Annotated in this window: 25 protein-coding genes; 21 read left to right on the top strand and 4 right to left on the bottom strand. The window is 67.3% G+C overall.

Annotation, left to right across the window (positions count from 1 at the left end):
• Positions 1–91: 91 nt before the first annotated feature.
• From madB to RCAP_RS18050, 15 genes are all read left to right on the top strand, one after another.
• Positions 92–1,300, top strand: a complete 1,209-nt coding sequence (madB, locus tag RCAP_RS18120) for a Na+-transporting malonate decarboxylase, carboxybiotin decarboxylase subunit (RefSeq protein WP_013069356.1) — start codon at positions 92–94, stop codon at positions 1,298–1,300.
• Between the two features lie 35 nt (positions 1,301–1,335).
• Positions 1,336–2,166 carry a biotin--[acetyl-CoA-carboxylase] ligase gene (locus tag RCAP_RS18115; RefSeq protein ID WP_013069355.1) on the top strand — a complete coding sequence of 277 codons (831 nt, stop codon included), beginning with the start codon at positions 1,336–1,338 and terminating at the stop codon, positions 2,164–2,166.
• A gap of 30 nt (positions 2,167–2,196) precedes the next feature.
• On the top strand, positions 2,197–3,870 hold the full coding sequence (gene mdcA / locus RCAP_RS18110) for a malonate decarboxylase subunit alpha (RefSeq protein ID WP_013069354.1): 1,674 nt from the start codon (positions 2,197–2,199) through the stop codon (positions 3,868–3,870).
• A gap of 14 nt (positions 3,871–3,884) precedes the next feature.
• Positions 3,885–4,193: a malonate decarboxylase acyl carrier protein gene (gene mdcC / locus RCAP_RS18105; RefSeq protein WP_013069353.1), complete on the top strand. Its 309-nt coding sequence runs from the start codon at positions 3,885–3,887 to the stop codon at positions 4,191–4,193.
• Positions 4,194–4,207: 14 nt separating this feature from the next.
• Positions 4,208–5,164 (top strand): biotin-independent malonate decarboxylase subunit beta, encoded by a 957-nt coding sequence (locus RCAP_RS18100; RefSeq protein WP_013069352.1) that lies wholly within the window; start codon positions 4,208–4,210, stop codon positions 5,162–5,164.
• A gap of 19 nt (positions 5,165–5,183) precedes the next feature.
• Entirely contained in the window at positions 5,184–6,077 is an 894-nt protein-coding gene (gene mdcE / locus RCAP_RS18095) for a biotin-independent malonate decarboxylase subunit gamma (RefSeq protein WP_013069351.1), read from the top strand.
• A 34-nt stretch (positions 6,078–6,111) separates the two neighbouring features.
• Positions 6,112–7,197: an acyl-CoA synthetase family protein gene (locus RCAP_RS18090; protein ID WP_013069350.1), complete on the top strand. Its 1,086-nt coding sequence runs from the start codon at positions 6,112–6,114 to the stop codon at positions 7,195–7,197.
• A 1-nt stretch (position 7,198) separates the two neighbouring features.
• Complete coding sequence (mdcG, locus tag RCAP_RS18085; protein WP_013069349.1) at positions 7,199–7,951, top strand: malonate decarboxylase holo-[acyl-carrier-protein] synthase; 753 nt, start codon at positions 7,199–7,201, stop codon at positions 7,949–7,951.
• The gene (locus RCAP_RS18080; RefSeq protein ID WP_013069348.1) at positions 7,942–8,151 is read left to right on the top strand and encodes a biotin/lipoyl-containing protein; all 210 of its coding nucleotides are present in this window, start codon (positions 7,942–7,944) and stop codon (positions 8,149–8,151) included. The genes mdcG and RCAP_RS18080 overlap by 10 nt, the downstream gene beginning before the upstream one ends.
• Before the next feature lie 66 nt (positions 8,152–8,217).
• The gene (gene madL, locus RCAP_RS18075) at positions 8,218–8,619 is read left to right on the top strand and encodes a malonate transporter subunit MadL (protein ID WP_013069347.1); all 402 of its coding nucleotides are present in this window, start codon (positions 8,218–8,220) and stop codon (positions 8,617–8,619) included.
• Between the two features lies 1 nt (position 8,620).
• Positions 8,621–9,382 carry a malonate transporter subunit MadM gene (gene madM / locus RCAP_RS18070; RefSeq protein ID WP_013069346.1) on the top strand — a complete coding sequence of 254 codons (762 nt, stop codon included), beginning with the start codon at positions 8,621–8,623 and terminating at the stop codon, positions 9,380–9,382.
• 199 nt (positions 9,383–9,581) lie between these two features.
• Positions 9,582–10,211 (top strand): energy-coupling factor ABC transporter ATP-binding protein, encoded by a 630-nt coding sequence (locus tag RCAP_RS18065; RefSeq protein ID WP_013069345.1) that lies wholly within the window; start codon positions 9,582–9,584, stop codon positions 10,209–10,211.
• Positions 10,208–10,801 carry an energy-coupling factor transporter transmembrane component T family protein gene (locus RCAP_RS18060; RefSeq protein WP_013069344.1) on the top strand — a complete coding sequence of 198 codons (594 nt, stop codon included), beginning with the start codon at positions 10,208–10,210 and terminating at the stop codon, positions 10,799–10,801. Before RCAP_RS18065 ends, RCAP_RS18060 begins: the two co-directional genes overlap by 4 nt.
• 22 nt (positions 10,802–10,823) lie before the next feature.
• Positions 10,824–11,393: a biotin transporter BioY gene (locus RCAP_RS18055; RefSeq protein ID WP_013069343.1), complete on the top strand. Its 570-nt coding sequence runs from the start codon at positions 10,824–10,826 to the stop codon at positions 11,391–11,393.
• Between the two features lie 72 nt (positions 11,394–11,465).
• Positions 11,466–12,422, top strand: coding sequence for a bile acid:sodium symporter family protein (locus RCAP_RS18050; protein WP_013069342.1), 957 nt, complete (start codon positions 11,466–11,468; stop codon positions 12,420–12,422).
• Positions 12,423–12,440: 18 nt separating this feature from the next.
• Here the strand turns inward: RCAP_RS18050 and RCAP_RS18045 are convergent, their stop codons facing one another.
• The 4 genes from RCAP_RS18045 to repA form a co-directional block, all read right to left on the bottom strand.
• Entirely contained in the window at positions 12,441–13,283 is an 843-nt protein-coding gene (locus RCAP_RS18045) for an EAL domain-containing protein (RefSeq protein WP_013069341.1), read from the bottom strand.
• 143 nt (positions 13,284–13,426) lie between these two features.
• Positions 13,427–14,530, bottom strand: a complete 1,104-nt coding sequence (gene repC / locus RCAP_RS18040; protein ID WP_013069340.1) for a plasmid replication protein RepC — start codon at positions 14,528–14,530, stop codon at positions 13,427–13,429.
• Between the two features lie 223 nt (positions 14,531–14,753).
• The gene (gene repB, locus RCAP_RS18035; RefSeq protein WP_013069339.1) at positions 14,754–15,731 is read right to left on the bottom strand and encodes a plasmid partitioning protein RepB; all 978 of its coding nucleotides are present in this window, start codon (positions 15,729–15,731) and stop codon (positions 14,754–14,756) included.
• Positions 15,731–16,933, bottom strand: coding sequence for a plasmid partitioning protein RepA (gene repA / locus RCAP_RS18030; RefSeq protein WP_013069338.1), 1,203 nt, complete (start codon positions 16,931–16,933; stop codon positions 15,731–15,733). The genes repB and repA overlap by 1 nt, the downstream gene beginning before the upstream one ends.
• Positions 16,934–17,363: 430 nt before the next feature.
• Between repA and RCAP_RS18025 the strand changes: the two genes are divergently transcribed.
• The 6 genes from RCAP_RS18025 (at position 17,364) to RCAP_RS18000 (ending at position 25,809) form a co-directional block, all read left to right on the top strand.
• On the top strand, positions 17,364–18,260 hold the full coding sequence (locus tag RCAP_RS18025) for a helix-turn-helix domain-containing protein (RefSeq protein ID WP_031327522.1): 897 nt from the start codon (positions 17,364–17,366) through the stop codon (positions 18,258–18,260).
• 86 nt (positions 18,261–18,346) lie between these two features.
• A complete protein-coding gene (locus tag RCAP_RS18020; RefSeq protein ID WP_013069336.1) occupies positions 18,347–20,458 on the top strand; it encodes a TonB-dependent siderophore receptor in 2,112 nt (703 codons plus the stop codon).
• Positions 20,459–20,490: 32 nt separating this feature from the next.
• Positions 20,491–21,363 (top strand): ABC transporter substrate-binding protein, encoded by an 873-nt coding sequence (locus RCAP_RS18015; RefSeq protein ID WP_013069335.1) that lies wholly within the window; start codon positions 20,491–20,493, stop codon positions 21,361–21,363.
• The gene (gene fhuB / locus RCAP_RS18010) at positions 21,360–23,330 is read left to right on the top strand and encodes a Fe(3+)-hydroxamate ABC transporter permease FhuB (RefSeq protein ID WP_013069334.1); all 1,971 of its coding nucleotides are present in this window, start codon (positions 21,360–21,362) and stop codon (positions 23,328–23,330) included. The genes RCAP_RS18015 and fhuB overlap by 4 nt, the downstream gene beginning before the upstream one ends.
• Positions 23,327–24,094 carry an ABC transporter ATP-binding protein gene (locus RCAP_RS18005; protein WP_013069333.1) on the top strand — a complete coding sequence of 256 codons (768 nt, stop codon included), beginning with the start codon at positions 23,327–23,329 and terminating at the stop codon, positions 24,092–24,094. Before fhuB ends, RCAP_RS18005 begins: the two co-directional genes overlap by 4 nt.
• A 14-nt stretch (positions 24,095–24,108) precedes the next feature.
• Positions 24,109–25,809 (top strand): ABC transporter ATP-binding protein, encoded by a 1,701-nt coding sequence (locus tag RCAP_RS18000; RefSeq protein WP_013069332.1) that lies wholly within the window; start codon positions 24,109–24,111, stop codon positions 25,807–25,809.
• The last annotated feature ends 69 nt before the right edge of the window (positions 25,810–25,878 follow it).

Raw genomic sequence — 25,878 nt, 5'->3', positions numbered from 1 at the left:
GATCACCGCCGCGATCTCCTTTGCGGTGATCGGCGTGATCGTCGGCATCTCGAAACTCCTCTCCTCTCCCAACGCATCCTGAGGCGCTCAAATGCTTGAGACCCTGTTCAACATCTTTCCCGGTATCGGGACACTCTTCATCCAGGACCCGCTGATTTCCTTCGCCCGTCTGGCGTTCATCGGGCTTGGTTTCCTGCTGGCCTATCTGGGCTTCAAGCGCACGCTGGAACCGCTGATCATGGTGCCGATGGGCCTTGGCATGATGGCGGTCAACGCCGGCGTGATGATCCTGGAAGGCGGCCAGGTCGGCACGCTGGTGATCTCGCCCCTGGTATCCGAGACGAATGCGCTCATGGACATCATGCAGATCAACTTCCTGCAGCCGATCTACAACTTCACCTTCGTCAACTCGCTGGTGGCCTGCATGCTCTTCATGGGCATCGGCACGATGGCGGACATTTCCTTCATCCTCGCCCGGCCCTGGGCCTCGATCGCGGTCGCGGTCTGCGCGGAACTGGGCACCTTCGTGACGCTGGTGATCGGTTACTATTGCGGCCTGACGCCCGGTGAAGCCGCGGCCGTGGGCACGATCGGCGGCGCCGATGGTCCGATGGTGCTCTTTGGCTCGCTGATGATGGCGAAGAACCTCTTCGTGCCGATCTCGATCATCGCCTATCTTTATCTGTCGCTGACCTATGCGGGCTACCCCTATCTGGTGCGCTGGCTGATCAAGGAAGAGCACCGCGCCATCGAAGTCGATTACGACTTCCCCGATGTCACGCCGCAGGCGAAATTCATCTTCACCGTGGTTGCCGCCGGTCTGCTGTGCCTGCTGCTGCCCGTCGCCACGCCGCTGATCCTGTCGTTCTTCCTCGGCGTCGCGATCAAGGAAGCGGAAATCGAGCCCTACCAGAAGTTCCTTGAAAACACCGTCACTTACGCCTCGACCCTGCTTCTGGGCCTGGTGCTGGGGACGCTGTGCGAAGCCGGAACCCTGCTTGATCCGCAAGTCGCGCTGCTGCTGATCCTTGGCATCACCGCGCTGGCCGTCTCGGCGCTTGGCGGCATCGGCGGCGGCTATCTGGTCTGGAAACTGTCGAAGGGCAATTACAACCCCGTCATCGGTATCGCCGGCGTCTCCTGCATGCCCTCGACCGCGAAGATCGCCCAGAAGGAAGCCTTCGAAGCCAACCCCCACGCCATGATCATGCCGCTCGCCATGGGCGCCTCGATCTGCGGGGTCATCGTCTCGGCCATCGCCGTCGGTGTCTTCGCCTCGACCATCGGTCTGGTCAACTGACCGACCGTCCCTGACCCGCTCACAGGAGCAAACCCATGACCGCGCACCATCCCGATCTTCTCCCGAACCTCCCGACGCTTGCCCTTCCCGTCCGGCGTCGGACCGGGATCGGCTGCGCGGTCCACCACCGGCCCGTTCTGTCCTCCACAAACAGCTTCCTGGCCGGTCTGGCGCGGAGGGGCGCGCCCACGGGCACCATCGTTCTGGCCGATCATCAGACGGCCGGACGGGGCAAATACGACCGACCCTGGGTTTCGCGTCCCGGGGAAAGCCTGCTCGCCTCGGTGCTTCTGCGTCCCTCCCGCCCTCTGGCCGATCTGGCGCAGGTGACGCTTGTCATCGCCGTCGCCGCGGCCGAGGCCATCACCCGCAGCACGGGCCTTGCGCCGCAAATCAAATGGCCGAACGACCTGATGGTCGCGGGCCGCAAGCTTTCGGGCATCCTGTGCGAACTGGTGCTGACCCCCGAAGGCGATCTGGATCACATCATCGCGGGCATCGGCATCAACATCGCCCAGAACCGCACGGATTTCCCGCCGGAGCTGCAAGCCATCGCCACCTCGATCAGCGCCGAAACCGGCCGCAAGGTCGACCGCTTCGATCTTTTCGCGGCGCTGGTCGAACGGCTCGACCACCGGCTGACCGAATGGGAACGCCTCGGCTTCGAGCCCGCCCGGCATGCCTGGTCGGTGCGCTCCTGCACGCTGGGCCAGCCCGTCACCCTTTCCGCCCCGCAAGCCCCCCGTCAGGGCATCGCCGAGGCGCTTGGCCCGGATGGCGCGCTCTGTCTGCGCACCGCCGACGGCACCCTTCACAGCGTCATCTTCGGCGAGATCCCCCTCGCCGCGACGCAGGCAACCCTTTGAAAACCCTCTGAAGGAGGAAGACGAAAGCAAATGACGCAGCAAGACAAGCGCAACAGCTGGCGCAAGCGGGCGGAAGATACCGCCGCGCGCAAGGAGGCGGCAGCGCCCCTCTATGTCAAGGGCAAGGAAGTGCTCGCCAAGGATACGGTGGCGCTTCTGGAAGCGGTGATCCGCCCCTTCGACATCATCAACATCGAAGGCAACAACCAGAAACAGGCCGACTTCCTGGCCGAATGCCTGAACAAGGTTGACCGCGGCAAGATCCATGACCTGCACATGGTGCAATCGGCGGTGCCGCTGCCCGCGCATCTGGATCTCTTTGAAAACGGCATCGCCAAGAAACTCGACTTCGCCTTTGGCGGGCCGCAAGCCGGGCGGGTGGCGAAATTCATCGCCAATGGCAAGATCGAGCTGGGCGCGATCCACACCTATCTGGAACTTTTCGGCCGCTACTTCCTGGACCTGACGCCGCGGGTCTCGCTCGTCTGCGCCTACAAGGCTGACCGCAAGGGCAACCTTTACACCGGCTTCAACACCGAAGACACCCCCGCCATCGTCGAGGCGACAAAGTTCCGCGAAGGCATCGTCATCGCGCAGGTCAATGAAATCGTTGACGAACTGCCGCGCGTCGATATTCCGGGCGACTGGGTGGATGCGGTGATCCAATCGCCGAAGCCGTTCTTCATCGAGCCGCTTTTCACCCGCGATCCGGCGCTGGTGACCGACAGCCAGATCCTTTTGGCGATGATGTGCCTGAAGGGGATCTATGCCGAATATGGCGTCAGCTCGATGAACCACGGCATCGGCTTTTTGACCTCGGCCATTGAACTGATCCTGCCGACCTATGGTCTGGAACTGGGGCTCAAGGGCAAATGCTGCACGCATATGATCTTGAACCCGCATCCGACCATGATCCCGGCGATCGAGGAAGGCTGGGTCGACACGATCCATTGCTTCGGCGGTGAGTTGGGCATGGAAGATTACGTCGCCTCGCGGCCGGACGTGTTCTTCGTGGGGCCGGACGGCTCGCTGCGCTCGAACCGGGCCTTTGCCCAGACGGCGGGGCATTACGCCATCGACATGTTCATCGGCGGCACGCTGCAGATCGACAAATACGGCAACTCCTCGACCGCGACGGCGGGCCGGGTGGCCGGCTTCGGCGGCGCGCCGAACATGGGCTGCGATGCCAAGGGGCGGCGCCACCCGACCGACGCCTGGCTGAAATGCGGCCAGGAACTGCCCTCGCTCGAGCGTGACATCGGCAATCTGCCGCGCGGCAAACGCCTTGTGGTGCAAGGGGTTGAAACCTTCGGCGAGGGCCGTGCCCCGGTCTTTGTCGACGAACTTGACGCCTGGAAACTGGCGCGGGATGCCGATCTGCCGATCCCGCCGGTGATGATCTACGGCGACGACCTGACCCATATCGTCACCGAGGAAGGCATCGCCTACCTGAACCGCTGCAAGGACATGGAGGCCCGCATGGCCGCCATCCGCGCCGTCGCGGGCTTCACCGACATCGGCCTTGCCGCGAAACCCGAAGAAACCCGCGCCCTGCGCGAGGCGGGCATCGTCAAGACCGTCTCCGATCTGGGCATCAACCCCGCCCGTGCCAACCGCGACCTGCTGGCCGCGAAAAGCATGCGCGATCTCGTGACCTGGTCCGGCGGCCTTTACAACCCGCCCGCCCGCTTCCGCAACTGGTAAAGACAGGCAAAATCATGGCCTTGCACACTCTCACCCTGGATCTGGCCGCCGCCGCGCCGAAGACGAAGATCCAAGCCCGCCTGCATGTGGGCGTCACCGGATCCAGCGATCTGGAAATCATGATGCATCCCGAAGACCTTTCGGGCCGCGTCGCGGTGACCGTGGTCACCCCCGTCACCGGCTTTGACGCGCTCTGGACCCGCGTCTTGCAGAAATTCCTCGACGAGTCCGGGCTTTGCGACGCCCGCATCGAGATCAACGACAACAACGCCACCCCCGCCGTCGTGCTGTTGCGCCTGCAACAGGCGCTGGCCGCGGCCTGAGGCGGAGAGACGAGATGACCAACTGGACAGACCTGCAACCCCGCAGCTTCCTTGAAGCCTCGGCCCGCGACCGTGCCATCGGTCTGGTGGACGAGGGCAGCTTCACCGAACTGGCCGGCCCCTTCGACCGGGTGACCAGCCCGCACCTGGCCCTGCTCGGCGATGCCGTGGCCTTTGACGACGGCATCGTCACCGGCGTCGGCAAGATCGGCCGCACCCCCGTTTTCGTGATCTCGCAGGAAGGCCGCTTCATCGGCGGCTCGGTCGGCGAGATCGGCGGCGCGAAAATGGTCAACACGATCAAGCTGGCGATCGACTTCCATGACGATCTTGTGGCGCAATTCGACGACCTCGACGAAGAGGAAAAGCCCCTCGTGGTGATTTCCTTCGAGACCGGCGGCGTGCGGCTGCACGAGGCCAACGCCGGGCTTCTGGCCCATGCCGAGGTGATGGACCAGCTGCAAAAGGCCCGCGGCAAGGTGCCGGTGATCGCGCTGATCGGCTCCAAGGTCGGCGCCTTTGGCGGGATGGGCTTCGTCGCCGCCGCCACCGACGTGATCATCATGTCGGAATTCGGCCGCCTTGGCCTGACCGGCCCCGAGGTGATCGAGCAGGAAATGGGCAAGGAGGAATTCGACGCCTCTGACCGCGCGCTTGTCTACCGCACCACCGGCGGGCGGCACAAGTTCATCATGGGCGATGCGAATTTCCTGGTCGAAAACACCGTCGCGGCCTTCCGCGAGCAGGTCTCGGCGCTGGCCGGGCTTTCGATCGAGGCCTTCGAGGAGATGCGCCGCATCGGTTCGCCCGCCAAGGTCAAGGCGCAGCTGCGCGCCGTGGCGCTGGCGGCCGAGATGCAACCCTCTGATGCGACCGATGTCTGGACGCGGGCGGGCAACACTGACGCCCACGGGCTGATCGACCTGCCCCTGTCCGAGTTTCTGGCCACTGTGCGCCGTCTCGCCGTCTGACCCGAAAAGGAGAAAAATCATGGACATGCAGGAAAGCATGATGGGGCGGGGCCGCGACGCGATCGAGATGATCGTCGATGCGGGCAGCTTCGCCGAGGGCACCGTGGGGGCGAAAAGCTTCGACGATCCCGAATTCGGGCCGGGCGCGGTCGTCGGCACCGCGACGCTGCAAGGCACGGTCTGCACGATCATCGCCTCGGATGGCGGCGCGATGAACGAGAAATTCCCGGTGGTCTACGCCGGGATCATCGGGCTGGAGGAAGGCTACAAGATGGCCGAGGCGGTCTATGCCTCGATCATCGAGGATGCCGAAAAGCCGCTGGCGGAAAAACGGCCGCTGGTGCTGATCGTCGACACCCCCGGCAACGGCCCGGGCAAGGTCGAGGAAATCTTCGGCATGAACAAATCGACCGCCGCCTATCAGCTGGCGCTGGCCGAGGCGCGGCTGAAGGGCCATCCGATCATCGCCATGGTGATCGGCCGGGCGATCTCGGGGGCGTTCCTGTGCCACGGGCTGCAGGCCGATGCGATCCTGTCGCTCGATGCGCAATTCGGCACGATGATCCATGTGATGCCCTTGACCTCGGTCTCGCGGATCATCCGCAAGGATCTGGAAACGCTGGAAGTCCTGTCGAAGCAAAGCGCCGTCTTTGCCGCCGGTCCGCGCTTCTTCCACTCGCTTGGCGGCGTCGAGGCGCTGGTCGAGACGCTCGATGGCATGCGCCCCGCCATCGTCGCGCGGATCGCCGAGGTCCGGGCCGCGAAGCTGGAGGGACGGCAGGACGATCTTGGCCCCTGGGGCCGCGGCAAGCTGGGCGAAGCCCGCGGCGGCCGGATCGAGCGTCCCCGCGTCATCGAGATGATGAGCCGCGATTTCGCCGCCGTGGCGGATCGCTACGCGCCCAGCCGCTGAGCCCCGAAAGACCGACGGCCAAAGGAAGACGAAGATGTCAGACGATCTCAAAGCCCTCGAAGACGCGCTGAGCCTGCAAGGCGCGGTGCCGACTTTGGCGGAAATGCCCCGCCGCACGCTGGCGCACAAGGGCATCGCGGGCCCCACCGCGGCGCATGTGATCGAGGAGGTCCACACCCCCTTCAATCTGGCCTATCTGACCTTCACCACCGGATCGTCGGCCTTTCAGACCATCGTCGGCGTGACCCATGCCGAGCTGGAAAACCGCAATGCAGTCGCCCGGGAGATTTTCGGGCGGCTGCAGATCCCGGCGGGCGAACGGATGCTTGTCACCTATCCGCCGCTGGTGAATGTGTTTTCAAAACAGGCGCTTGAGGGCTGCGGCCTGGTCTGGTCGCATCTGGAACGCTCCAGCCGCGATGCGCTGTTGCTGGCCGCCTGCCGCGAGCAGCCGCGGCTGATCCTTGGCGAATCCTCGTTCCTGCGCGCGACGCTGGAACAGGCCCTGCGGCTGGATCTGAAGCCGCGGATGCCGCAGGGCTGCGTGCTTCTGTGTGCCGGAACGCCGCTGGATGCCGAGCTTTTGCCGGTGGCCGAGGCCTTTGGCTATGCCGTGCACGATCTTTACGGCTGTCAGGAATTCGGCTGGCTGGTGCTGGATGGCCGCCCGCTGCGCGCCGATATTTCGCTGGTCCCCTCGCCTCTGGGCGATCCCTGGCGGGAACTGGTCGTGGGCGGTCTGCCGATGGGCGACAGTTTCGTCGTGTCCGACGCCGGGCATGTCTGCGACCGCGCGGGGCGGATCATCACCTATCGCCGCGCCCGCACCTATCCGGAATACGAGGTGATCGTCACCCATACCCCCGCCACCGCCGCCGAGGTGATCGAAAAGACCGCCCGCACCATCCTGCGCATCAAGAGCCGGGTGGTGAAGGTGGCGCAGGGTCTGACGGTGGGGGCCGGGGCGACGCGGCTGGAACTGGTGCCCGCGCTTGGCCGGGCCGCGCCGATCGTGATCGAAGGCCCGGAGGCGACGGTGCTTTTCGACACGCTGGTCACCGCGCAGCGCGACATGGCGCAAAGCGCCAAGACCGACCCCGCCTGGATCAAGAGGCGCTGAGATGTTCCGCATCCGTCACAGCCTTGCCCATGTCTCGCCCGCCTCGCGCCCGGGCATCCTGGCCGCGGTTCTTGACGCGCTGCCCGAGCAGATGCGCGACCCCGGCACCCGCAAGCTGGTGCGCGACGCGATGAGCAAGGCGCATATCCCCGGCATCGTCTGCCGTCCCACCGGCCCCTGCCCCGATGGCGGCGGCCAGCTCGGGTTCTCCTTCCCGTTCCGCCACGGCGCCGAACGGGTGCGCGCCGCGGTGCCGGTGCGGCGCGGCCAGGTTTCGGCCTTTTTCACCCCCTGGGAGGTGATGGACCGCGCCCTGATCCTCGGCCCGAACCTGCATCCCGCCCTGCCCGAGATCGCCCGCGCAGGCGCCCTCTCCGGGGTCGAGATCGGCCTGATCGGCTCGGCCGCGCTGCAGACGGTGACCGGCCTGCCCTATCTGCGCCCGGACTCCGATCTTGATCTGGTGGTCCGCGCCGAGAGCCTGCGCGCGCTGGAACAACTGGCAACGATGCTGGCCACGCTGGCGAAACGGCGCGGCCTGGCGGTCGATGCCGAAGTCGCCCTGCCCGGCGGCATCGGCGTCAAGCTGACCGAACTTCTGTCGGGGGCGCGCTCGGTGCTGGGCAAGACCATCACCGGCGTCGAGCTGATCGAGCGCCCCCACCTGATCTCCCTTTTCGAGGCCCCGCCCCCGGCGCGGCCCGACCCGCAACACCCAATCAAACAGCCAGAAAGGAAAAGGCAATGGATGTGAAAGTGAAGATGCCCTCGGTGATCGTCTCGATCGAGGTCGCGGTGGGCGCCACCGTCACCAAGGGGCAATGCGTCGCCGTCGTCGAGGCGATGAAGATGAAGAACGACACCCCCGCGCCGATCGACGGCACGGTGAAGTCGATCGCCGTCAACCCGGGCGACCGTCTGAAACCCGGTGCGGTGATCATGATCATCGAATAAGGACAGGCGGACGGGCGCCTGCACGGGGCAGGCGCTCTTCTCCGCCGATCAAGGAGGACAGAAGACATGTTGATTTACGGGGTCTCGCTGATGAGCGGCTGCCTGATCGCAGGCGTGATCATCGGCAAGTTGATCGGGCACATGGTCGGCATCGATGCCGACGTGGGCGGCGTCGGCATCGCGATGCTGCTTTTGGTCGTCATCTCGCGCTGGTTCATCGACCGCGAGCGGATGTCGGAACTGGCGCAGGACGGCATCAAATTCTGGTCGGCGATGTATATTCCGATCGTCGTCGCCATGGCGGCCAGCCAGAACGTCGTTGCGGCCTTCGATGCGGGCACCATGGCCTTCATCGCCGGTTTCCTGCCGGTTGTTGCCGGCTTCCTGCTGATCCGTCCGCTGGCGGCGCTTGGTGGCACCGCCGAAACCGAAGACGCGGCCAAACGCGCTGCGCAAGGAGCAAAATGACATGCTCGACATCATTGTTGGGACGCTGGAAAAACTGCCGCTGATCACCGCCTTCGCCATCGTCGGCGTGATCATGTGGATTTCCTATGCGATCGGCAAACTGGTCAACAACCGCATCCACGGTTCGGCCATCGCCATCGTCGCGGGGCTGGTGCTGGCCTATATCGGCGGCAAGGTCACCGGCGGCAGCAAGGGCATTTCGGATGTCTCGCTGTTCGCGGGCTTCGGGCTGATGGGCGGCGCGATGCTGCGCGATTTCGCCATCGTCTCGACCGCCTTCGGGGTGAAACTGGAAGAGGTGAAGAAAGCCGGTCTGGCGGGCGGCATCGCGCTGGTGATTTCGGTCATCATCTCGACCGCGATCGGCGCGGCGGTGGCCTATGCCTTCGGCTATACGAGCGTGGTCGACATGGCGACGATCGGCGGCGGGGCGACGACCTTCATCGTCGGTCCGGTGACCGGGGCTGCGCTTGGCGCCTCGTCGGAGGTGATCGCGCTTTCGGTGGCGGCCGGTGTGGTGAAATCCATCGCGGTGATGATCCTGACGCCGCTTCTGGCGAAACCCGCGGGGCTGACGACGCCTGCGGCGGCGGCGGTTTACGGCGGTCTGATGGGCACGACGAGCGGTGTCAGCGCGGGCCTTGCCGCGACCGATCCGAAACTGGTGCCCTATGGCGCGCTGACGGCGACCTTCTACACCGGCTTCGGCTGCCTGATGGTGCCCTCGGTCGGTTACATGACCCTCGCCGCTCTCTTCGGTTGATTTTCTTGGCGGAACGTCCAACCGAGTGACCAGAACCATGCAACCACAAGTGAAATGGGGCAAACCGATGATGGTTTCAAGTATTGTCGCCAGCAGCTTGCGGTTGCAAGGCGCCGCAGGCAGTGCCCTTCCTTCCCTGCCTGCGGCACCCACCACCATACAAATTTCCGATGTTTTTCAAAGCTTTGACGGGCGCGACGTGCTGCGCGGGATCTCCGTGACCCTGACCGAGCGGCGCATTGGCATCGTCGGCGCGAACGGGTCGGGCAAAAGCACGTTTGCGCGATTGCTGAACGGGCTGATGCTGCCCGACCGCGGCACGGTGCGCATCGACGGGCTGGAGACCGCCCGCGAGGCCAGGGCGGTACGGCGCAAGGTCGGCTTCGTGTTTCAGAACCCCGATACCCAGATCGTCCTGCCCACGGTCGAGGAAGACATCGCCTTCGGACTCAAGGGCCAGAAGTCCGGCGCGGCGGAGCGCGCCGCGAAAGTCACCGCGATCCTTGACCGTTTCGGCCTGGCCGATCTGCGCCAGGCCCCGGCGCATCGGCTGTCGGGCGGGCAAAAACAGCTGCTGGCGATTGCGGGCGTGCTGATCACCGCGCCCGATTGCATCGTCTTCGACGAGCCGACGACGCTGCTGGATCTGCGCAATGCCCGCCGGATCGGGCAGGTGATCGCCGATCTGGCACAGACGGCGATCGTCGTCACCCATGACCTGCCGCTGCTGGCCGGTTTCGACCGCGTGCTGGTCTTTGATCAGGGCCGGATCGTCGCCGATGATGAACCCGGCCCGGCGCTGCGGTCCTATGTGGAGCGGATGACATGAGCCCCCTGCACCGCTGCCCGCCGGGACCGAAACTGGCCGCGCTGGCCTTGGCCGGAACCGGGCTGATGCTGGTCGAAGCGCCCGCGATCATGCTGGCCGCGCTGGCGCTGACGCTGGCGGGCTTCCGGCTGGCGGGCTTCGGCCGCGCGCAGATCCGGGCGCAGGTCGCGCCGCTGCTGTGGATGCTGGCGATCCTCTTTCCGGTGCAGGGCTGGCTGGCGGGCTGGAGCCTGGCCGCGCTGGTCGTGCTGCGGATCCTGACGCTGATCCTGCTCGCCGCGCTGGTCACCCTGACCACCCGCACCGAAGATCTGATCGCGACGCTGGAACGGCTGCTGGCCCCGCTGGCGCCGCTCGGCGTCAACCCGGCCAAGGTCGGTCTGGCGCTGGCGCTGGCGCTGCGCTTCCTGCCGGTGATCCGCGACGAGGCGCTGCGGGTGCGCGAAGCCCAGGCGGCGCGCGGTCTTGGCACCCATCCTCTGGCGCTGATCCTGCCGCTGATCCTGCGCGTTCTCAAGACCGCCGACGAGGTCGCCGAGGCGATCGAGGCCCGGTCCGGTCATCACGACGGCGCCGCCATTTCCCGATAACCCCCTCCGAAGGACCCCTGCGATGACTTCCCTTTCCACCCGCGACATCGTCCTGATCGCGCTTTTCGCGGCGCTGACGGCCGCTTTGGCGCTGTTTCCGCCGATCACCCTGCCGCTGATCGGCGTTCCGATCACCGCGCAATCGATGGGGCCGATGCTCGCGGGCGCGGTCATCGGTGCCCGTCGCGGCGCGCTGGCGATGGGGCTTGTCGTCGTGCTGGTCGCTTTGGGGCTGCCGATCCTGTCGGGCGGGCGCGGCGGGCTGGGCGTCTTTGCCGGGCCGACGGTCGGCTTCCTGCTGGGCTGGATCCCGGCCGCCTATGTGACCGGCCTGCTGCACGAGCTGGGCTGGAAACGCCTGACCGCGCTCCGCTCGTTCGTCTTTGCCACGATCGGCGGCATCGTCGTGCTCTATGGCCTCGGCGTTCCGGTGCTGGCGGTACAGGCGGGGCTGTCGCTCAAGGCGGCCGCGCTGGGATCCGCCCCCTTCATCCCGGGCGATCTGGTCAAGGCGGGGATCACCGCCGCGGTCGCGCTGTCGGTCAAGCGGGCCTGGCCGATCCTCCGCGCCCGCGGCGCCACCGCGGCCTGAGGACCGCCCTGCCCCCTCCCCCGCCGGGCCCGCCGCAAGGAGGGGCCCGGCTCTTGCGTGAAAGGACGAAAGATGAACCCGCTCAAACGCTTCGGCATCGACACCTACATGCTTCTTTTGCTGGCGATGGTGCTGGCAGGGGTTTTCCTGCCCGCCGGGGGCGCGCTGGCGGCGGGGCTGAAACAGGTCACCTGGGGGGCGGTGTGGCTGCTGTTCTTTCTGTACGGCGCGAAACTGGACCCGCGCACGGTGCGGGCGGAGCTGCTGAACTGGCGGCTGCAGGGGCTGACCTTTGGCGCAACCTATCTGCTGTTTCCGCTGCTCGGGATCGGCTTTGCCGCGGTCTTCGCCCCGGTGCTGGGGCCGGATGTGACACTGGGGCTGCTGTTCCTGTCGGTGCTGCCTTCGACCGTGCAATCCTCGATCGCCTTCACCGCGCTGGCGGGGGGCAATGTTCCGGGGGCGATCTGCGCGGCCTCGGTGTCGAACCTGATCGGCGTGGCGCTGACGCCGCTTCTGGTCACGCTGCTGATGCATCGCGCCGGGGGCGGAACCAGCCTCGGGGCGGTGGCGGGCATCGGAACGCAGATCCTTTTGCCCTTCGCGCTGGGGCAGATCCTGCGGCCGCGGATCGGCGGCCTGGTGGCCCGGCACAAGCGCCTGACGATGGCGGTGGACCGCGGCTCGATCCTGCTGATCGTCTATGCGGCCTTCAGCGCGGGCACGATCGCGGGGCTGTGGCAGGCGATCCCGGCGCTGCGGCTGATCCTGCTGGCCGGGGTGATCGCGCTGTTCCTGGCGCTTGGCATGGCGGCGATGGTCATGGCCGGGCGGGCCTGCCGGTTGCCGACGGCCGACCGCGCGGCGCTGTTCTATTGCGGCGCCACCAAAAGCATTGCCACCGGCCTGCCGATTGCCGCAGCGCTGTTTCCTGCCGATCAGGTCGGCGCAATCGTCCTGCCCGCGATGCTTTATCACATGAGCCAGCTTCTGGTCTGCGCGTTCCTGGCGCAAAGAGGCCGCGGCTAGGGGCCCGATCCGGGCCGCTCAGCGCTCTGCCTGCCGGGCCGCGGCCAGGCTCCAGGGCGGGGTCAGGGTGGGGGCGCCGAAGTAATAGCCCTGCATGCAATCGACCCCCTGCCCTGCCAGCCAGGCGGCATCTTCGGCGGTTTCCACCCCTTCGGCCACCGTGAACATCTCGAAATGCCCTGCGATCGACATCAGCGCCCGGGTGAGAACCTGACTGTCGGGATTGTCCGCGATGCCGGAAATGAACTGGCCGGAAATCTTCAGGATGTCGAAATAGAACTCTCTCAGGTAGCGCAGCGAGGTATAGCCCGCGCCGAAATCGTCGATCGCGAAGCAGATCCCCTTCATGTGCATTTCATGCATGAAGACCGAGACCAGTTCGGGCATCGTCATGGCCGAGGCTTCGGTGATTTCCAGAATCAGCCGCTCGCCCGCGGTCGGGTCGCGGGCAAGGCCGCGGGTCAGGATGCGGGTCCATTCCGGCCAGCCGATCGAACGCGCCGACATGTTCACCGAGAGCCGCAGCTTCGGGTTTTCGGCCAGCGTCTGCAAACCCAGATCCAGCGCCAGACAGTCAAGCCTGCGGCCCAGGTCGGTGGTTTCGGCGGCGGCGAAGAAATCATGCGAGGGAATCACCCGGCCGGTATCGTCCAGCACCCGGATGAGGCCTTCGTAAAACGCCGGAAACTCCGGCCGGGCGGTTTGCATGATCGGCTGGAAGGCCAGCAGCACATCGCCCCGGTCGATCGCGCGGCGCACCATCGCAAGCGTTTCCCGGTCGCGACCGGCCACCGCAAAGGAAAGCGGATCCGCCTCGGCGGCGGCGGCCAGATCGCGCGGAAAGGCGGGGTATTTCCTCATCTGCCACTCCTCGATGCAGGGGGTCAGAATGCGCGCGATAGTTGAACAAGCTGTTAAGTTTCCAAAGCCCCGCGGCTTTTCGCCAGGTGATCCGGCCGGGCGGCCCCCTGCCCTTCCCGCCGATCCGTTGTCCGCGGACAATTTCACGCCGCGACCCTGCGCCCAAGCCGTCTGACAAGTCTGACCGCGTCGAAATCCTGCCGCCTGGCGCCGCTGGTGATCGCCCGGAAATAGGCGCCGATGTTTCTGATCTGCGTGTGGCACTGGACCATCGCCCAGACGGTCAGCGCGCTTGGCACGGCGCCGATGCTGCGCACGGCCTGACCATAGGTGGCCTGATCGATGCCGATCATCGGCGCCAGCCTCTGCGCATGAGAGACCACATCGGCAAAGCTTTCGATGCGTCGCAGCGAAAAAGACGCTGCCTCCGGGCAGGCCGTCACCAGTTCCGCAAGGGTCAGCGCCTCTTCCGCGCCGGTGTTTTCCCGCGCCGTCGTTTCTTCTTCAGTAATTTCTTTTTTTGACTTCTGATGGTGGCGGACATTTTGGCCGTCGCTGGCGGACAATGCCTGTGTCGGGGCCTGTGTCGGGGCAGGGGGTTCGGGGCGGTCCTCCGCCGCTTCATGCACCGCCTGCGGCAGCGCCTGGGACAGGTCCGACAGGGCCTCGACCGTCAGCTTGCCGCGCAGACGGCGCAGCAGTTCAAGGCCCCGCGCATCAGTCGGGTCTGCCTGCAGCAGCACCCGAAGCTGCGCCCGGATCTTCGATTTCAGATAGGCGATCTGCTCCGACATCTGCCGCGCCCGCAGCGCCAGCGCGGTGATCTCTGCAAGCCTGTCGAAGAGGGGGCTGAGATCAAAGCCGAAGTGCAGCGCCTGCCTCGCGTCGGGATCGTAGCGGGTGAAGCGCTTGCCATTCGCACTGTCCTTGCGCTGCAACAGACCGGCCTCTTGCAGCACCGCCGCATGACGCCGCAAGGTGCGGTCCGAAACCCCGTTGCGGCGAGAGCTGAGCGTCAGATTCGAGGCGAAAACCATGTGATGGTTCCGCTTCGGCGCCAGGCAGGACAGCATCGCCTCGAGCGTGGCCAGCACGGTCGGCTTCAGCCCCAGCAGCGGCGCCGCCTGCCGCAGGGTTTCAACAAGAAGGTGACGTTCCGGAAGGGCCCGGGCCGCCGGGGCATTGTCCGCGGACAACAGATCCCGGGCCCGCAAGCCGAAGGCTGCGGTCGCTTGAATGAAAGCCATGCGTTTTTCACGGCAAACCGGGCTGCAAGAGCCCTTTGGCCATCATCCCTTGCGCAAGGCAAAAAGAACCCGACAACCGAATCGGTTGCTGTTGACTGCGGCGGAGAAGCTGATACATCTGAAGGTGCAAAGAACAGATGGGGGCTCTCCGGGGATGACCTTGGGGGGCTCTTTCTTTTCGGGTTGCTTTCGTGCTCCTTTCTGCTGCGGGGGTCCGTTTCCGTCAGTCGGCCCGGGGGCCTGACCGCCATTCCGTGTAAAGACGCCGCAATTCGGCCTCTGCATGTTCGCGCCACCAGCGGGCGAATTCCGGGGCCTCGGTCTTCGACAGTTTTACCGTCACCGCCCGCGCCGTTTCGCTGATCTGCGCCAGCCGGATCCCGTCGTCCGCCACCACCGGCAGGGCAGGGGCGGCGGGCGCCGTTTCCGGCTCTGCCCGGCGCAGGGCCGCCGCGGCCGCCGTCGCCAGCTGCGCAAACCGCCCGTCCGAGCTGTCGGCACCCGGCGCCAGCACCGTTTCCGCCAGCGCCTCCAGATCAAGGCCATGGGCGTTGACCAGATCGGCCAGCTCTTCCCAGCGCCGTCGACCGATGCCATGCGCCGGACCGATCCGCCGCGCCACCGCCTCGGGAATGCTGCGCGCGACCTTCTGCATCCGCGACAGCATCGGCTTGTCGATCGCCAGCGCGTCGAGGATCACCGCCGTCTCGTAGCCGCTTGCCGCCAGTTCCGCCGCAAACAGCGATTTCTCGATGAAGCTCGGATCCAGCCTTTGCGCGTTTTCCTGCCCCTGCGCCAGAATCGCCTCGTCGTCGGACAGCGCCCGCACAAGCGCCTTCGCGGGCAGACCCAGCAGGCGCAGCGCCCGCAGCCGGCGGCGCCCGTAAACGATGCGGTAGCTGCCCGGCCGGTCGGCGATCGGCCGCACCATCACCGGCACCTGCTGCCCGTGCAGCCGGATGCTTTCGGCCAGCTGCGCGACATCGGCATCGCTGAAGGCCAGCCGGTCCTTGGGGCCGCCTTCCTCGATCAGCTCGGGCGGGATCTCGCGCACGGCATTGCTGGACAGATCCTTCAGCGTCGATTTCACCCCGCTCATCGCGCCGGTGTTCGGAAAGCGGGACTTGCTTTCCGGCGCGGGTTTTTCGGCAGGCTTTTCGGCGGGCGGGGCAGGGGGCTGGAACAGGTTGCGACGTGCCATCAGTCAGTCTCCCGCCCCCAGGCGTTCTGGATCACCGTTTCGAATTCATTGGCGACGCCGTTCACGCTTTCCAAAATTCGGTCGAGGGTCTTTTTCAGCACCTGCGACGGCTCGATTTCATAGATCGTCTGCTGCGTCATGCCCGCATCGGAAATCGCCGTCGATTTCAGCATCGGCGTCGTCAGCACCTGATCGAGCAGGATCGAGCGCAAAAAACCCGCCATCTGCGATTGCGGCACGTCGGTCGGCTCATAGCGCGCGATCAGGAATTTCAGGAAATTCCAGTGGATCGGCCCGGCCGCCTCTTCCAGCGCACGCACGGTTTCGCCCGCCATTTCAAGGAATTGCGCCATCGAGGCCACATCCAGCATGCTGGGCACGACGGTGATCAAAAGCCCGGTGGAGGCCAGAAGCGCCGTCATCGTGGTAAAGCCAAGCTGCGGCGGGCAGTCGATGATCACCAGATCGTAGTTTGCCTCCACCTCGTCCAGCGCGATCGCCAGCCGCTGGGTAAAGGGCGGGTCGATCTTGTGCTGCAGCGCATAGGCGGTTTCGGTCTCGTATTCCGACAGCATCAGCCCGGCCGGGGCCAGATCCAGATTGTGGAAATAGGTCTTGCGGATGACCTGGCTGATCGGCACCGGCTCTTCGTATTTCAGCGCGTCATAGATCGTGCCGCCCTCGGCGAATTCGATCTCGGGCCGATAGCCGAACATCGTCGTCAGGCTGGCCTGCGGGTCCATGTCGATCGCCAGAACGCGATAGCCGCGCAGCGCATAGCGCTGTGCAAGATGGATCGCCGAGGTGGTCTTGCTGGACCCGCCCTTGAAATTCACGATCGAGATCACCTGCAGCGCATCGGTGCCGCGGCGACCGGGCAGATAGGCGTCGCCATTGCGGCCGGTCTTTGCCATGATGTGGCGGATCTGGTCGATCTCGGCCGCGGAATACAGCCGCCGCCCGCGCGAATCGGTCTCCACCTCGGGGAAATCGCCGTCCTGATGCCGGGTTCGCAGGTTCGACATGCTGATTCCCGTCAGTTCCGAAACTTCGGCAGGCTGGAATTTCCGCAGCGTTTTCCGGCTTTCCGGCTGAAAGCTGTTGCGCATATGATTGTCCAGCGCCTCCGACAGCCTGACGGCATTCGCGGCGATGGAGGCTGCAACAGAGCCAGAGACGGCCGGTTTTGACGATATGCTCATTCTGCCCTCTTGGCCTCTTGGTGGGCCGTCTTGGTTTCGTCGCGAAAACGCGTTGTTTGCGCCTTTTTGCGACAAGATCAGACATTGCACGCAACTTTCCCCCAGACAACAGTTTTTTGCAAAGTCGGGGGCCATCGCCCTGACAAGGCCGGTCCGCTTGCGCCCTCAGATCAGACAAGTCCCTGATTAAAATTGCTTTTCGCCCCTGCGCGCCACCCGACGCGAGATCTGGTGGCGGTGGCCCCTCAAGCCACCATCCCTCGCAAACCCGAGCGGATCGAATCGCTTCGGGCGCCGGGATTGCGACCAGGACCGGGCGCTGCGCAAGCGCATTGCCAAAGTTGATTGTTTCTGTCAGATACGCCCTTTGCCGAGGCTCCTCACGGACAGGGTCGATTTGGGTCAGCTCAGACAGACGTTCACCCCGCGGATGCAGACGCGGACACAGGCGCTGCGCACGCTGGCGCCGCTGGCCTTTCGCCGTCTGGAAGGCGCCATCGCCGATGTCTGGTCGGTGCGCGGCGAAACCGGCGGCGGCGGCTTTTACCTTGCCCCCGATCCGCGCATCGTCGTTTTCCTGACCGAGACCGCGATGACCCTGCGCGCGGCCGAAGCCGGGCCGGAGCTGCGCGGCATGCAGGCGTTTTACATGCCCCCCGGCGTGCCGCTCTGGAGCAGGCTGGAGCGCGGGCAGGATCTGGCGCATATCGATTTCCACCTGCAGGGCGCCGCGCTGGCGCAGCGGCTGGGACGGGCCGCGGTGCGCCCCGATCTGGCGCAGCCGCAGATGATCGGCGACAATCCCCGGCTGCGGGCGCTGGCGCAGATGGCCGCCGAAGAGGTGCGGGTGCCGCGCCGCGGCGAGATGGTGCTCGATGGCCTGCTCTCGGCGCTTCTGGGCGAGATTTTCGACCGGACCGAACCGGGGCAGGGGCCGGGGGACAAGCCGGTGCAGGGGCCGGGGCAGGGGGCCGCACCGCCGCCCGGGGGCGGTCTGACGCCGCGGCAGCGCGCGGCGGTCGAGGGCCATCTGCGGGCGCATCTGTCGCGACAGGTGACGGTGGCGGAACTGGCCGAGGTGGCGGGCCTGTCGGAAAGCTGGTTTGCGCATCGGTTCAAGCAGCAGTTCGGCGAAACGCCGCAGCGCTGGCAATCGCGGCTGCGGCTGGAAGCGGCCCGGGCGATGATGGCCGATCCGGCGCTGTCGCTGGCCGAAATCGCCCATGCCACCGGCTTTGCCGATCAGGCGCATCTGTCCCGGCTGTTTCGCGCCGCGCATGGCCTGCCGCCCTCGGTCTGGCGGCGCGGCACAAATCCCGGGTTTTGAACAAATCCCCGCAGCCCTGTTCAAGACAGACCGAAAATACCCGTGTTAAACGCTCGGGAATTCATCCGCCCTCTCAGGAAATGCCCATGCGCAAGACCCTTTCTTCCCGTCTTCTTCTCGGGGCCAGCTTGGCGGCCCTTGCGGCCGGCGCTGCGCTGGCCGAGGAGGACGACAGCCGCGAAACCTTCCTTGGCACGATTTCGGTGCAGGGCGGCGCCAACCCGACCGCGCCGCTGGCCGGATCGGTGGCGAAAACCAGCGCCTCGACCAAGACCGGAACGCCGATCCTGGAAACCCCGGCCGCCGTCTCGGTGATCCCGCGCGCGCAGATCGCGGCGCAGGGCGCCACCAGCCTCGCCGAGGCGGTGGGCTATACCGCCGGTGTCGTGACCGAGAATTTCGGCGCCGATCCGCGCTTTGACAGCCTTTACCTGCGCGGCTTCAACCTGGAAAACGACAAGCTTCTGGACGGGTTGCGGCTGATGCGCTCGACGCAATATCCGACCAGCGCGCCCAGTTTCGAGCTTTACGGCCTGGAACGGGTCGAGGTGCTGAAAGGCCCGGCCTCGGTGCTTTATGGCGCGGGCACGCCCGCGGGCGTGATCAACATGATCCAGAAGCGCGCGCAGGCCTCGGGCGACACCACCGAACTGGGGTTCGGTTTCGACAGCCAAGGTTCGTGGCAGGTTTTCGGCGATGCGAACCGGGTGGTGAACGACCGCTTCGCCTATCGTCTGACCGCGAAATCAAGCGACACCAACACCGCGGTGAAACAGATCGACAACCGCCGCGACTATCTGGCGCTCTCGGCCAGCTATCTGCTGACCGACACGACCGAGCTTGAAATCATGGCCTCGATGCATGACGACGCGCCGCAATCACCGACCGGCGTGCCCGCGGCGATGCTGGGGGTGGTCGATTGGGACCGGCTGCGCAGCTTCGATTTCGGCGATCCCGCGATCAATCAAAGCGACCGGCAGATGCGCACGCTGTCCTTTGGCCTGACGCATGATTTCGGCAATGGCTGGAAGCTGAACAACACGCTGCGCTATACCCGTCACGACTGGGATTACGACAGCGTCTATGTCTCGGGCGGCACCGCCAGCACCGCGACGCGCGGCGTGATCGCGCAGCGCGAAAGCTTCGAGAGCCTCGGCACCGATCTGCGGCTGAGCGGCGAGGCCGCGACCGGAGGCGTCAGCCACAAGCTGACCTTCGGCCTTGATGCGATGCGGCTGCGCGAAAGCGCCACGACCGGCTTTTCCAGCCTTGCCGCGATCGACATCACCGCCCCGGCCTATGGCGGCAGCTTCGGGGCGCCGTGGTATACCGCGCAAAAGGACATCGAGGTGACGCAGCTCGGCCTTTATGGCGTCGATGAGATGAGCTTCGGCAAATTCCGCGCGACGCTGGGTCTGCGCCGGGAATGGTCCGATCAGGACGGGCAGAATGTCACCAATTACGGCAGCACCGATCTGACCCGCAAGGATGCGGCGACGACCGGGCAGGTCTCGCTGGGCTATGTCGCCGACAATGGCCTGGCCAGCTACCTGTCCTATGCCACCTCCTATCTGCCGCAGCCGGGCGCCGATATCGACGGCCGGGCGCTGGATCCCACCCGCGGCAAGCAATGGGAGCTTGGGGTGAAATACGAGCCCGCCGCCTTCGAGGGCCTGTTCAGCGCCGCGCTCTTCGATCTGCGCGAGACCGACCGCAACACCACCGTGACCGAGGGCGCGCGGACCGGACTGCGGCAGATCGGCGAGGCCCGGATCCGCGGGCTGGAGCTGGAAGGCGTGGCAGAGCTGGCGCAGGGCTGGACCCTCAAGGCCGCCTATACCCGGACCGACAGCAAGGTGCTGGCGGGCGAACAGGCCGGAACCGCGCTGAAGAACGTGCCCGAACATGCGGCCAGCCTGTGGCTGTCGCATGACTTCGCGGGCAAGATGCAGGGGCTGACGCTGGGCGGGGGCCTGCGCCATATCGGCAGCCGCTACGCCGATGACGCCAACACCGCGCGGCTGGGGGCGGTGACGCTGCTCGACCTTGGCGCCTCCTATACCTGGCAGAACGGCGTGACCGGGCGGATCAACGTCTCGAACCTGACCGACAAGGCCTATGTGGCCGGGGTCGGGTCCTTCGCCAGCTATCCGGGCGACGAGCGCACCGTCTCGGCCAGCCTTGGCGTCACATGGTAAGCGGGCCACATGTCAGCGGGCGAGGGGGCGGGGTGACCCGCCGCGCCGTCCTGGTTGCCGCGGCCTCGGCCGTGGTGGCGGGACGGGCCGGGGCAGGGGAGGGGGCAGCGGCGGTCCGGCCGCTGCGGCTGGCGGCGATCGACTGGGCGATGGCGGAAACCGCCGCCGCGCTTGGCCATCCGCCGCAGGCGCTGGCCGAGCTGGCCGCCTTTCGCCGCACCGCACCGATGCCGCTTTCGGCCGACACCATCGACCTTGGCCTGCGCGGCGGGCCCAGCCTGGAAACGCTGGCCCTTGCGGCGCCCGATCTGATCCTGTCCTCAAGCTATTACAGCTTCGCCGAGGCGCGGCTGGCCGGCATCGCGCCGGTGTTTTCGCGCCCGCTCTTCGTGCCGGGGGTGCCGCCGCTGCCCCGGCTGATCGCCGCGACACAGGATCTGGCAACGCGGCTTGGCACCCCCGCGGCCGCCAGCGCCGTGCTCTCCCGCAGCCGCGCCGAATTTGCCGCCCTTGCCCGGCGCATCCCGCAAACCGCCGCCGCGCCCTGTCTTCTGGTCGAGATCGGCGACGCCCGGCATGTCCGCCTGTTCGGCACCGACAGCCTGTTTCACGGCGCGCTGACGGCGCTCGGGCTGACCAATGCCTGGGACGGCGAAAGCCGCTTCGCCTTTGCCGCGCCGGTGCCGCTGGAACGGCTGGCCGATTTTCCGACCGCGCGGATCGTCCTCACCGGCGAGATCCCGGTTCAGACCGCCCGCGGCCTTGCCCGCTCGGAGCTTTGGAACGCGCTGCCCGCCCGGCGCGCGGGCCGGGTCAGCGCTCTGGGCGCGATCAACGGTTTCGGCGGCCTGCCTTCGGCGCTGCGCTTTGCCCGCGCCCTGACCAAAGCGCTGGAGGCCGCATGAGACGGCTTGCCCTGCCTGTGGCGGCGCTTCTGTCCGTGGGGCTGTGGCTGCTGGCCGCCCGGATGGCCTTGCCTGTCGCCGATTGGCCCGCGCTGCCCTGGCAGATCGGTCAGATGGCGCTGCCGCAGATCCTGCTGACCCAGGGGCTGATGCCGCGCGCGGTCGTCGCGCTGCTCGCCGGGGCGGCTCTGGGCCTGTCGGGGGCGCTGATGCAGGCGGTGCTGCGCAATCCGCTGGCCGATCCGACCGTGCTCGGCACCGCCGCGGGGGCGCAGCTGGCGATCGTCGCCGCCACGGTTCTGGCGCCGCAGCTTCTGGCGGGCGGCAATCTGCCGGTGGCGCTGGCCGGGGCAGGGGCCGCGACGGCGCTGGGGATGGCGCTGGCGGCAGGGCGCGGCTTTGCCCCGCTCGCCACCACCCTGGCCGGGATGCTGGTCGGGCTGACCGCCAGTGCGCTGGCCACCGCGCTGACGCTGGCGCAGGGGCATTACCTGCTGTCGCTGCTGATCTGGAACGGCGGCGCGCTGACCCAGGACGACTGGACCCCCGCCGCGCATCTGGCGCTGGCGCTGGCGGTCGCGATCCTCGGCGCCGCAGCTCTGGCCCGTCCGCTTCTGGTGCTGTCGCTTGGGGCGGCGGGCGCCCGGGGGCTGGGCCTTGCGGCGGCGCCGCTGCGCCTGATCACGCTGGCGCTGGCGGTCGGGCTGTCGGCGCTGGTCTCGGCCGAGCTTGGCCTGATCGGCTTCGTCGGCCTGGCCGCCCCCGCCATCGCCCGCGGCCTTGGCGCCAGAACGCTGCGGCACCGGCTGCTTCTGGCCCCGCTGGCGGGGGCGGTCCTGCTGTCGCTGGCCGACAGCCTGCTGCTGGCCGTCGCGGCGCTTGGCGGTCCCGACCTGCCCACCGGCGCGCTGACCGGCCTGATCGGCGGGCCGCTTCTGCTGTGGCTTCTGCCGCGGATGCCGACCCATGTGCCGCCCCCCCTCGAGACCGGGGCGGCTCCGCCCCGTCGTGCCCGCCATCCCGCGCGGGGGCTGGCGCTGCTCGCCGGGCTGCTGCTGGCGGCGGCGGCGCTGACGCTGGTCCTCGGCCGCGGCCCGGCGGGCTGGGGCGTGATCGCGCCCGGGCTTTGCGCCAGCTTCCTGCCGCTGCGGGCAACGGCGCTTCTGGCGGCGGCTTCGGCGGGCGCGCTTCTGGCCGGGGCGGGGGCGATCCTGCAGCGGTTGACCGCCAATCCGATGGCCGCGCCCGAGGTGCTGGGCGTCACCGGCGGCGCCGCGCTTGGCTATGCGGCGACGCTGTTCCTGCAGACCGCGCCGGGTCCGGGGGCGCTCGCCCTTGGCGCCGGGCTTGGCGGTGCCGTCACGCTGGCGGGCCTCTCTGCCCTCGCCTTTGGCCGCGACATCGCCCCGGCCCGGCTTTTGCTGGCGGGCCTCGCGATCGGCGCCTTTGCCTCGGCCGTGCTGGCGGCGATCATCGCCACCGGCGATCCGCGCGCCTGGGCGATCCTGGGCTGGCTGGCGGGCAGTGCCGCGGCGGTGACGCCCGCGGCGGCGCTGGCCCTGGCCGCGGCGGCCGCGGCGCTGCTGGCGGCGCTGCTGCTGGCCGCCCGCTGGCTCGAGATCCTGCCGCTTGGCCCGGCCCTCTGCCGCGCGCTTGGCCTGCCCCTGACGCCGCTGCGGCCGGGGCTGATCCTGCTGGCGGGGCTGGCCACCGGCGCGGCGACGATCCTTGTCGGGCCGGTCAGCTTCGTGGGCCTGATGGCGCCGCATCTGGCGCGCAGCCTTGGCCTGGTGCGGCCGGTGCCCTTTGTCACCGCAAGCTGGCTGATCGGCGCGCTTCTGATGCTGCTTGCCGCCTTTGCCGCCCGCACCCTGGCCAGCCCCTATGACCTGCCGCTGGGCCTTTGCGCAACGCTGATCGGCGGGCCCTGGCTTTTCGTCCTTCTGCTGCGAAAGGGGCGCGCATGACGCTTTTCACCCTGCGGGACCTGTGCTTCGACGTGCCCGGGCGGCGGCTGATCGACGGGCTTGATCTGACGCTGCACCCGGGCTGCGTCACCGCGCTGATCGGGCGCAACGGATCGGGGAAATCGACGCTGCTGAAGCTGATCTCGGGGCAGGTCCGGCCCACGGCGGGGCAGATCACGCATCTGGGGCGGCCGCTTTCGCAATGGCCGCGCCGCGATCTGGCCCGGGCGCTGGCCTGTCTGCCGCAGGTCACCCCCCCGGCCGAGGGGATGCGGCTGGCCGAGCTGGTGGCGCTGGGGCGGTATCCCTGGCGCGGCGCGCTTGGCCGCTTTCGCCCCGAGGATCACGCCGCCGTCGCCGGGGCGATCCGCCGCTGCGGCCTGACCGGGCTGGAAGAGCGGCTGGTCGACACGCTTTCCGGGGGCGAGCGGCAGCGCGGCTGGATCGCGATGATGCTGGCGCAGGGCGCGCGGACGCTGCTGCTGGACGAGCCGATTTCGGCCTTGGATGTGGCGCATCAGGTCGAGGTGCTGGGCCTTGTGCAGGCGATGTGCCGCGACAGCGGGCTTTCGGCGGTGATCGTGCTGCATGACGTGAACATGGCGGCGCGGTTTTGCGACCGGGTGGTGGCGCTGGAGGGCGGGCGGCTGGTGCTGAACGGCCCCCTCGGCGATCTGCTGACCCCCGAGGCGCTGGCCCGGGTCTATGGCCTGCCGATGACCGTGACGACGCTGGGCGGCCATCCCGTCGCCCTGCCTGCCTGAGCGAAAGACAAAAGATGCTGCGCAAGTTCATCGCCCATTACCGCCCGCACCGGCGCCTGTTCTGGCTCGATTTCGGCTCTGCCGTCGCCTCGGGGCTGCTGGAACTGGCCTTTCCGCTGGCGATCACCTTTTTCATCGACCGGCTTTTGCCGCTGGGGGACTGGTCGCTGACGATCGCCGCCGCCGCTGCGCTGCTGGCGGTCTATGCGCTCAACACCGTGCTGATGGGGATCGTGATCTACTGGGGCCACATGCTGGGCATCGAGATCGAGACCGAGATGCGCCGCCAGGCCTTTGCGCATCTGACGCGGCTGTCGTGGCGCTGGTATGACCGCGCCCGCACCGGCAAGCTGGTCGCCCGCGTCACCCGCGATCTGGAGGATATCGGCGAGCTGGCCCATCACGGCCCCGAGGATCTGTTCATCGCGATCATGACCTTTGTCGGCGCCTTTGCGCTGATGGCGGCGCTGCATCCCGTGCTGGCGCTGATCACCGCCGCGATCGTGCCGCTGACGGTCTGGCTGGTCGCGGTCTATGGCGGGCGGATGACCCGGACCTGGCAAGAGATCTATGGCCGCGTCGGGCAGTTCAACGTCCGGCTGGAGGAAGCCGTGGGCGGCATCCGTCTGGTGCAGGCCTTTGCCAACGAGCGCCACGAGGAACGGCTGTTCGACCGCGACAACCGCGCCTATCGCGCCACGAAACTGCAGGCCTACCGGCTGATGGCGGTCTCGAGCGCGATCCATTACATGGGGCTGCGCTTCGTGCAGGTGGTGGTGATGGTGGCGGGCGCGGGCTTCGTGCTGGCGGGCAGCCTGAGCACCGGCGGCTTCGTCGGATTTCTTTTGCTGGTGGGGGTGTTCTTCCGCCCGCTGGAAAAGATCGCCGCGGTGATCGAGACCTATCCGAAGGGCATCGCGGGGTTTCGCCGCTATCTGGAACTTCTGGAAACCGAAACAGAGATCGCCGACGCCCCCGATGCCCGCCCGGTGACAGCCCTGCGCGGGGCCATCACCTTCGACCGCGTGCGCTTCGGCTATGACGCTGCCCGCCCGGTGCTGCAAGACGTGTCGCTGAGCATCGCCGCGGGCGAGACGGTGGCCTTTGTCGGCCCCTCGGGCGCGGGAAAAACCACGCTTCTGGCGCTGCTGCCGCGGTTTTACGACCCCGACAGCGGCACCATCCGCATCGACGGCCTGCCGCTTCATGCGATGACGCTTGAAAGCTTGCGCAACCAGATCGGCATCGTCAGTCAGGACGTGTTCCTGTTCGGCACCAGCTTGCGCGAAAACATCGCCTATGGGCGGCTGGACGCCACCGAGGCCGAGATTCGGGCCGCCGCCGAAAAGGCGCAGCTTTCCGCGCTGATCGCGGCGCTGCCCGAGGGGCTGGAGACGCTGGTGGGCGAACGCGGCGTGATGCTCTCGGGCGGGCAGAAACAGCGCGTCGCCATCGCCCGGGCCTTCCTGCGGAATCCGCCGATCCTGATCCTGGACGAGGCGACCTCGGCGCTTGACAGCGAGACCGAACGCGAGATTCAGGCCGCGCTCGAGGCGCTGTCGCGGGGCCGCACGACGCTGGTGATCGCGCATCGGCTGGGCACGATCCGGGCGGCGGATCGCATCGTGGTGATGGAAGACGGCCGCGTGCAGGAGATCGGATCGCATGCGGCGCTGCTGGCGCGGGGCGGGCTTTATGCGCGGCTGGCGGGGTGACGCAGAACGCCCCGCGGACCTGTCGCGGCGGCTTTCGCCGGCGCTGCGGTCATGCGATAACCCGGTGAA

Origin of the sequence: Rhodobacter capsulatus SB 1003, from assembly GCF_000021865.1 — a bacterium.
In the GTDB taxonomy this organism is placed as follows: Bacteria; Pseudomonadota; Alphaproteobacteria; order Rhodobacterales; family Rhodobacteraceae; genus Rhodobacter; species Rhodobacter capsulatus_B.
The sequence above is the reverse complement of the archived record's forward strand: the minus strand, read 5'-3'. Positions and strand labels throughout refer to the sequence as shown.

What these genes read in the sequence shown, in the direction of transcription:
- madB (WP_013069356.1), top strand. Translation starts at nt 92, where the DNA reads ATGCTTGAGACCCTGTTCAACATCTTTCCCGGTATCGGGACACTCTTC.
- RCAP_RS18115 (WP_013069355.1), top strand. Translation starts at nt 1,336, where the DNA reads ATGACCGCGCACCATCCCGATCTTCTCCCGAACCTCCCGACGCTTGCC.
- mdcA (WP_013069354.1), top strand. Translation starts at nt 2,197, where the DNA reads ATGACGCAGCAAGACAAGCGCAACAGCTGGCGCAAGCGGGCGGAAGAT.
- mdcC (WP_013069353.1), top strand. Translation starts at nt 3,885, where the DNA reads ATGGCCTTGCACACTCTCACCCTGGATCTGGCCGCCGCCGCGCCGAAG.
- RCAP_RS18100 (WP_013069352.1), top strand. Translation starts at nt 4,208, where the DNA reads ATGACCAACTGGACAGACCTGCAACCCCGCAGCTTCCTTGAAGCCTCG.
- mdcE (WP_013069351.1), top strand. Translation starts at nt 5,184, where the DNA reads ATGGACATGCAGGAAAGCATGATGGGGCGGGGCCGCGACGCGATCGAG.
- RCAP_RS18090 (WP_013069350.1), top strand. Translation starts at nt 6,112, where the DNA reads ATGTCAGACGATCTCAAAGCCCTCGAAGACGCGCTGAGCCTGCAAGGC.
- mdcG (WP_013069349.1), top strand. Translation starts at nt 7,199, where the DNA reads ATGTTCCGCATCCGTCACAGCCTTGCCCATGTCTCGCCCGCCTCGCGC.
- RCAP_RS18080 (WP_013069348.1), top strand. Translation starts at nt 7,942, where the DNA reads ATGGATGTGAAAGTGAAGATGCCCTCGGTGATCGTCTCGATCGAGGTC.
- madL (WP_013069347.1), top strand. Translation starts at nt 8,218, where the DNA reads ATGTTGATTTACGGGGTCTCGCTGATGAGCGGCTGCCTGATCGCAGGC.
- madM (WP_013069346.1), top strand. Translation starts at nt 8,621, where the DNA reads ATGCTCGACATCATTGTTGGGACGCTGGAAAAACTGCCGCTGATCACC.
- RCAP_RS18060 (WP_013069344.1), top strand. Translation starts at nt 10,208, where the DNA reads ATGAGCCCCCTGCACCGCTGCCCGCCGGGACCGAAACTGGCCGCGCTG.
- RCAP_RS18055 (WP_013069343.1), top strand. Translation starts at nt 10,824, where the DNA reads ATGACTTCCCTTTCCACCCGCGACATCGTCCTGATCGCGCTTTTCGCG.
- RCAP_RS18050 (WP_013069342.1), top strand. Translation starts at nt 11,466, where the DNA reads ATGAACCCGCTCAAACGCTTCGGCATCGACACCTACATGCTTCTTTTG.
- RCAP_RS18045 (WP_013069341.1), bottom strand. Translation starts at nt 13,283, where the DNA reads ATGAGGAAATACCCCGCCTTTCCGCGCGATCTGGCCGCCGCCGCCGAG.
- repC (WP_013069340.1), bottom strand. Translation starts at nt 14,530, where the DNA reads ATGGCTTTCATTCAAGCGACCGCAGCCTTCGGCTTGCGGGCCCGGGAT.
- repB (WP_013069339.1), bottom strand. Translation starts at nt 15,731, where the DNA reads ATGGCACGTCGCAACCTGTTCCAGCCCCCTGCCCCGCCCGCCGAAAAG.
- repA (WP_013069338.1), bottom strand. Translation starts at nt 16,933, where the DNA reads ATGAGCATATCGTCAAAACCGGCCGTCTCTGGCTCTGTTGCAGCCTCC.
- RCAP_RS18025 (WP_031327522.1), top strand. Translation starts at nt 17,364, where the DNA reads ATGCAGACGCGGACACAGGCGCTGCGCACGCTGGCGCCGCTGGCCTTT.
- RCAP_RS18020 (WP_013069336.1), top strand. Translation starts at nt 18,347, where the DNA reads ATGCGCAAGACCCTTTCTTCCCGTCTTCTTCTCGGGGCCAGCTTGGCG.
- fhuB (WP_013069334.1), top strand. Translation starts at nt 21,360, where the DNA reads ATGAGACGGCTTGCCCTGCCTGTGGCGGCGCTTCTGTCCGTGGGGCTG.
- RCAP_RS18005 (WP_013069333.1), top strand. Translation starts at nt 23,327, where the DNA reads ATGACGCTTTTCACCCTGCGGGACCTGTGCTTCGACGTGCCCGGGCGG.
- RCAP_RS18000 (WP_013069332.1), top strand. Translation starts at nt 24,109, where the DNA reads ATGCTGCGCAAGTTCATCGCCCATTACCGCCCGCACCGGCGCCTGTTC.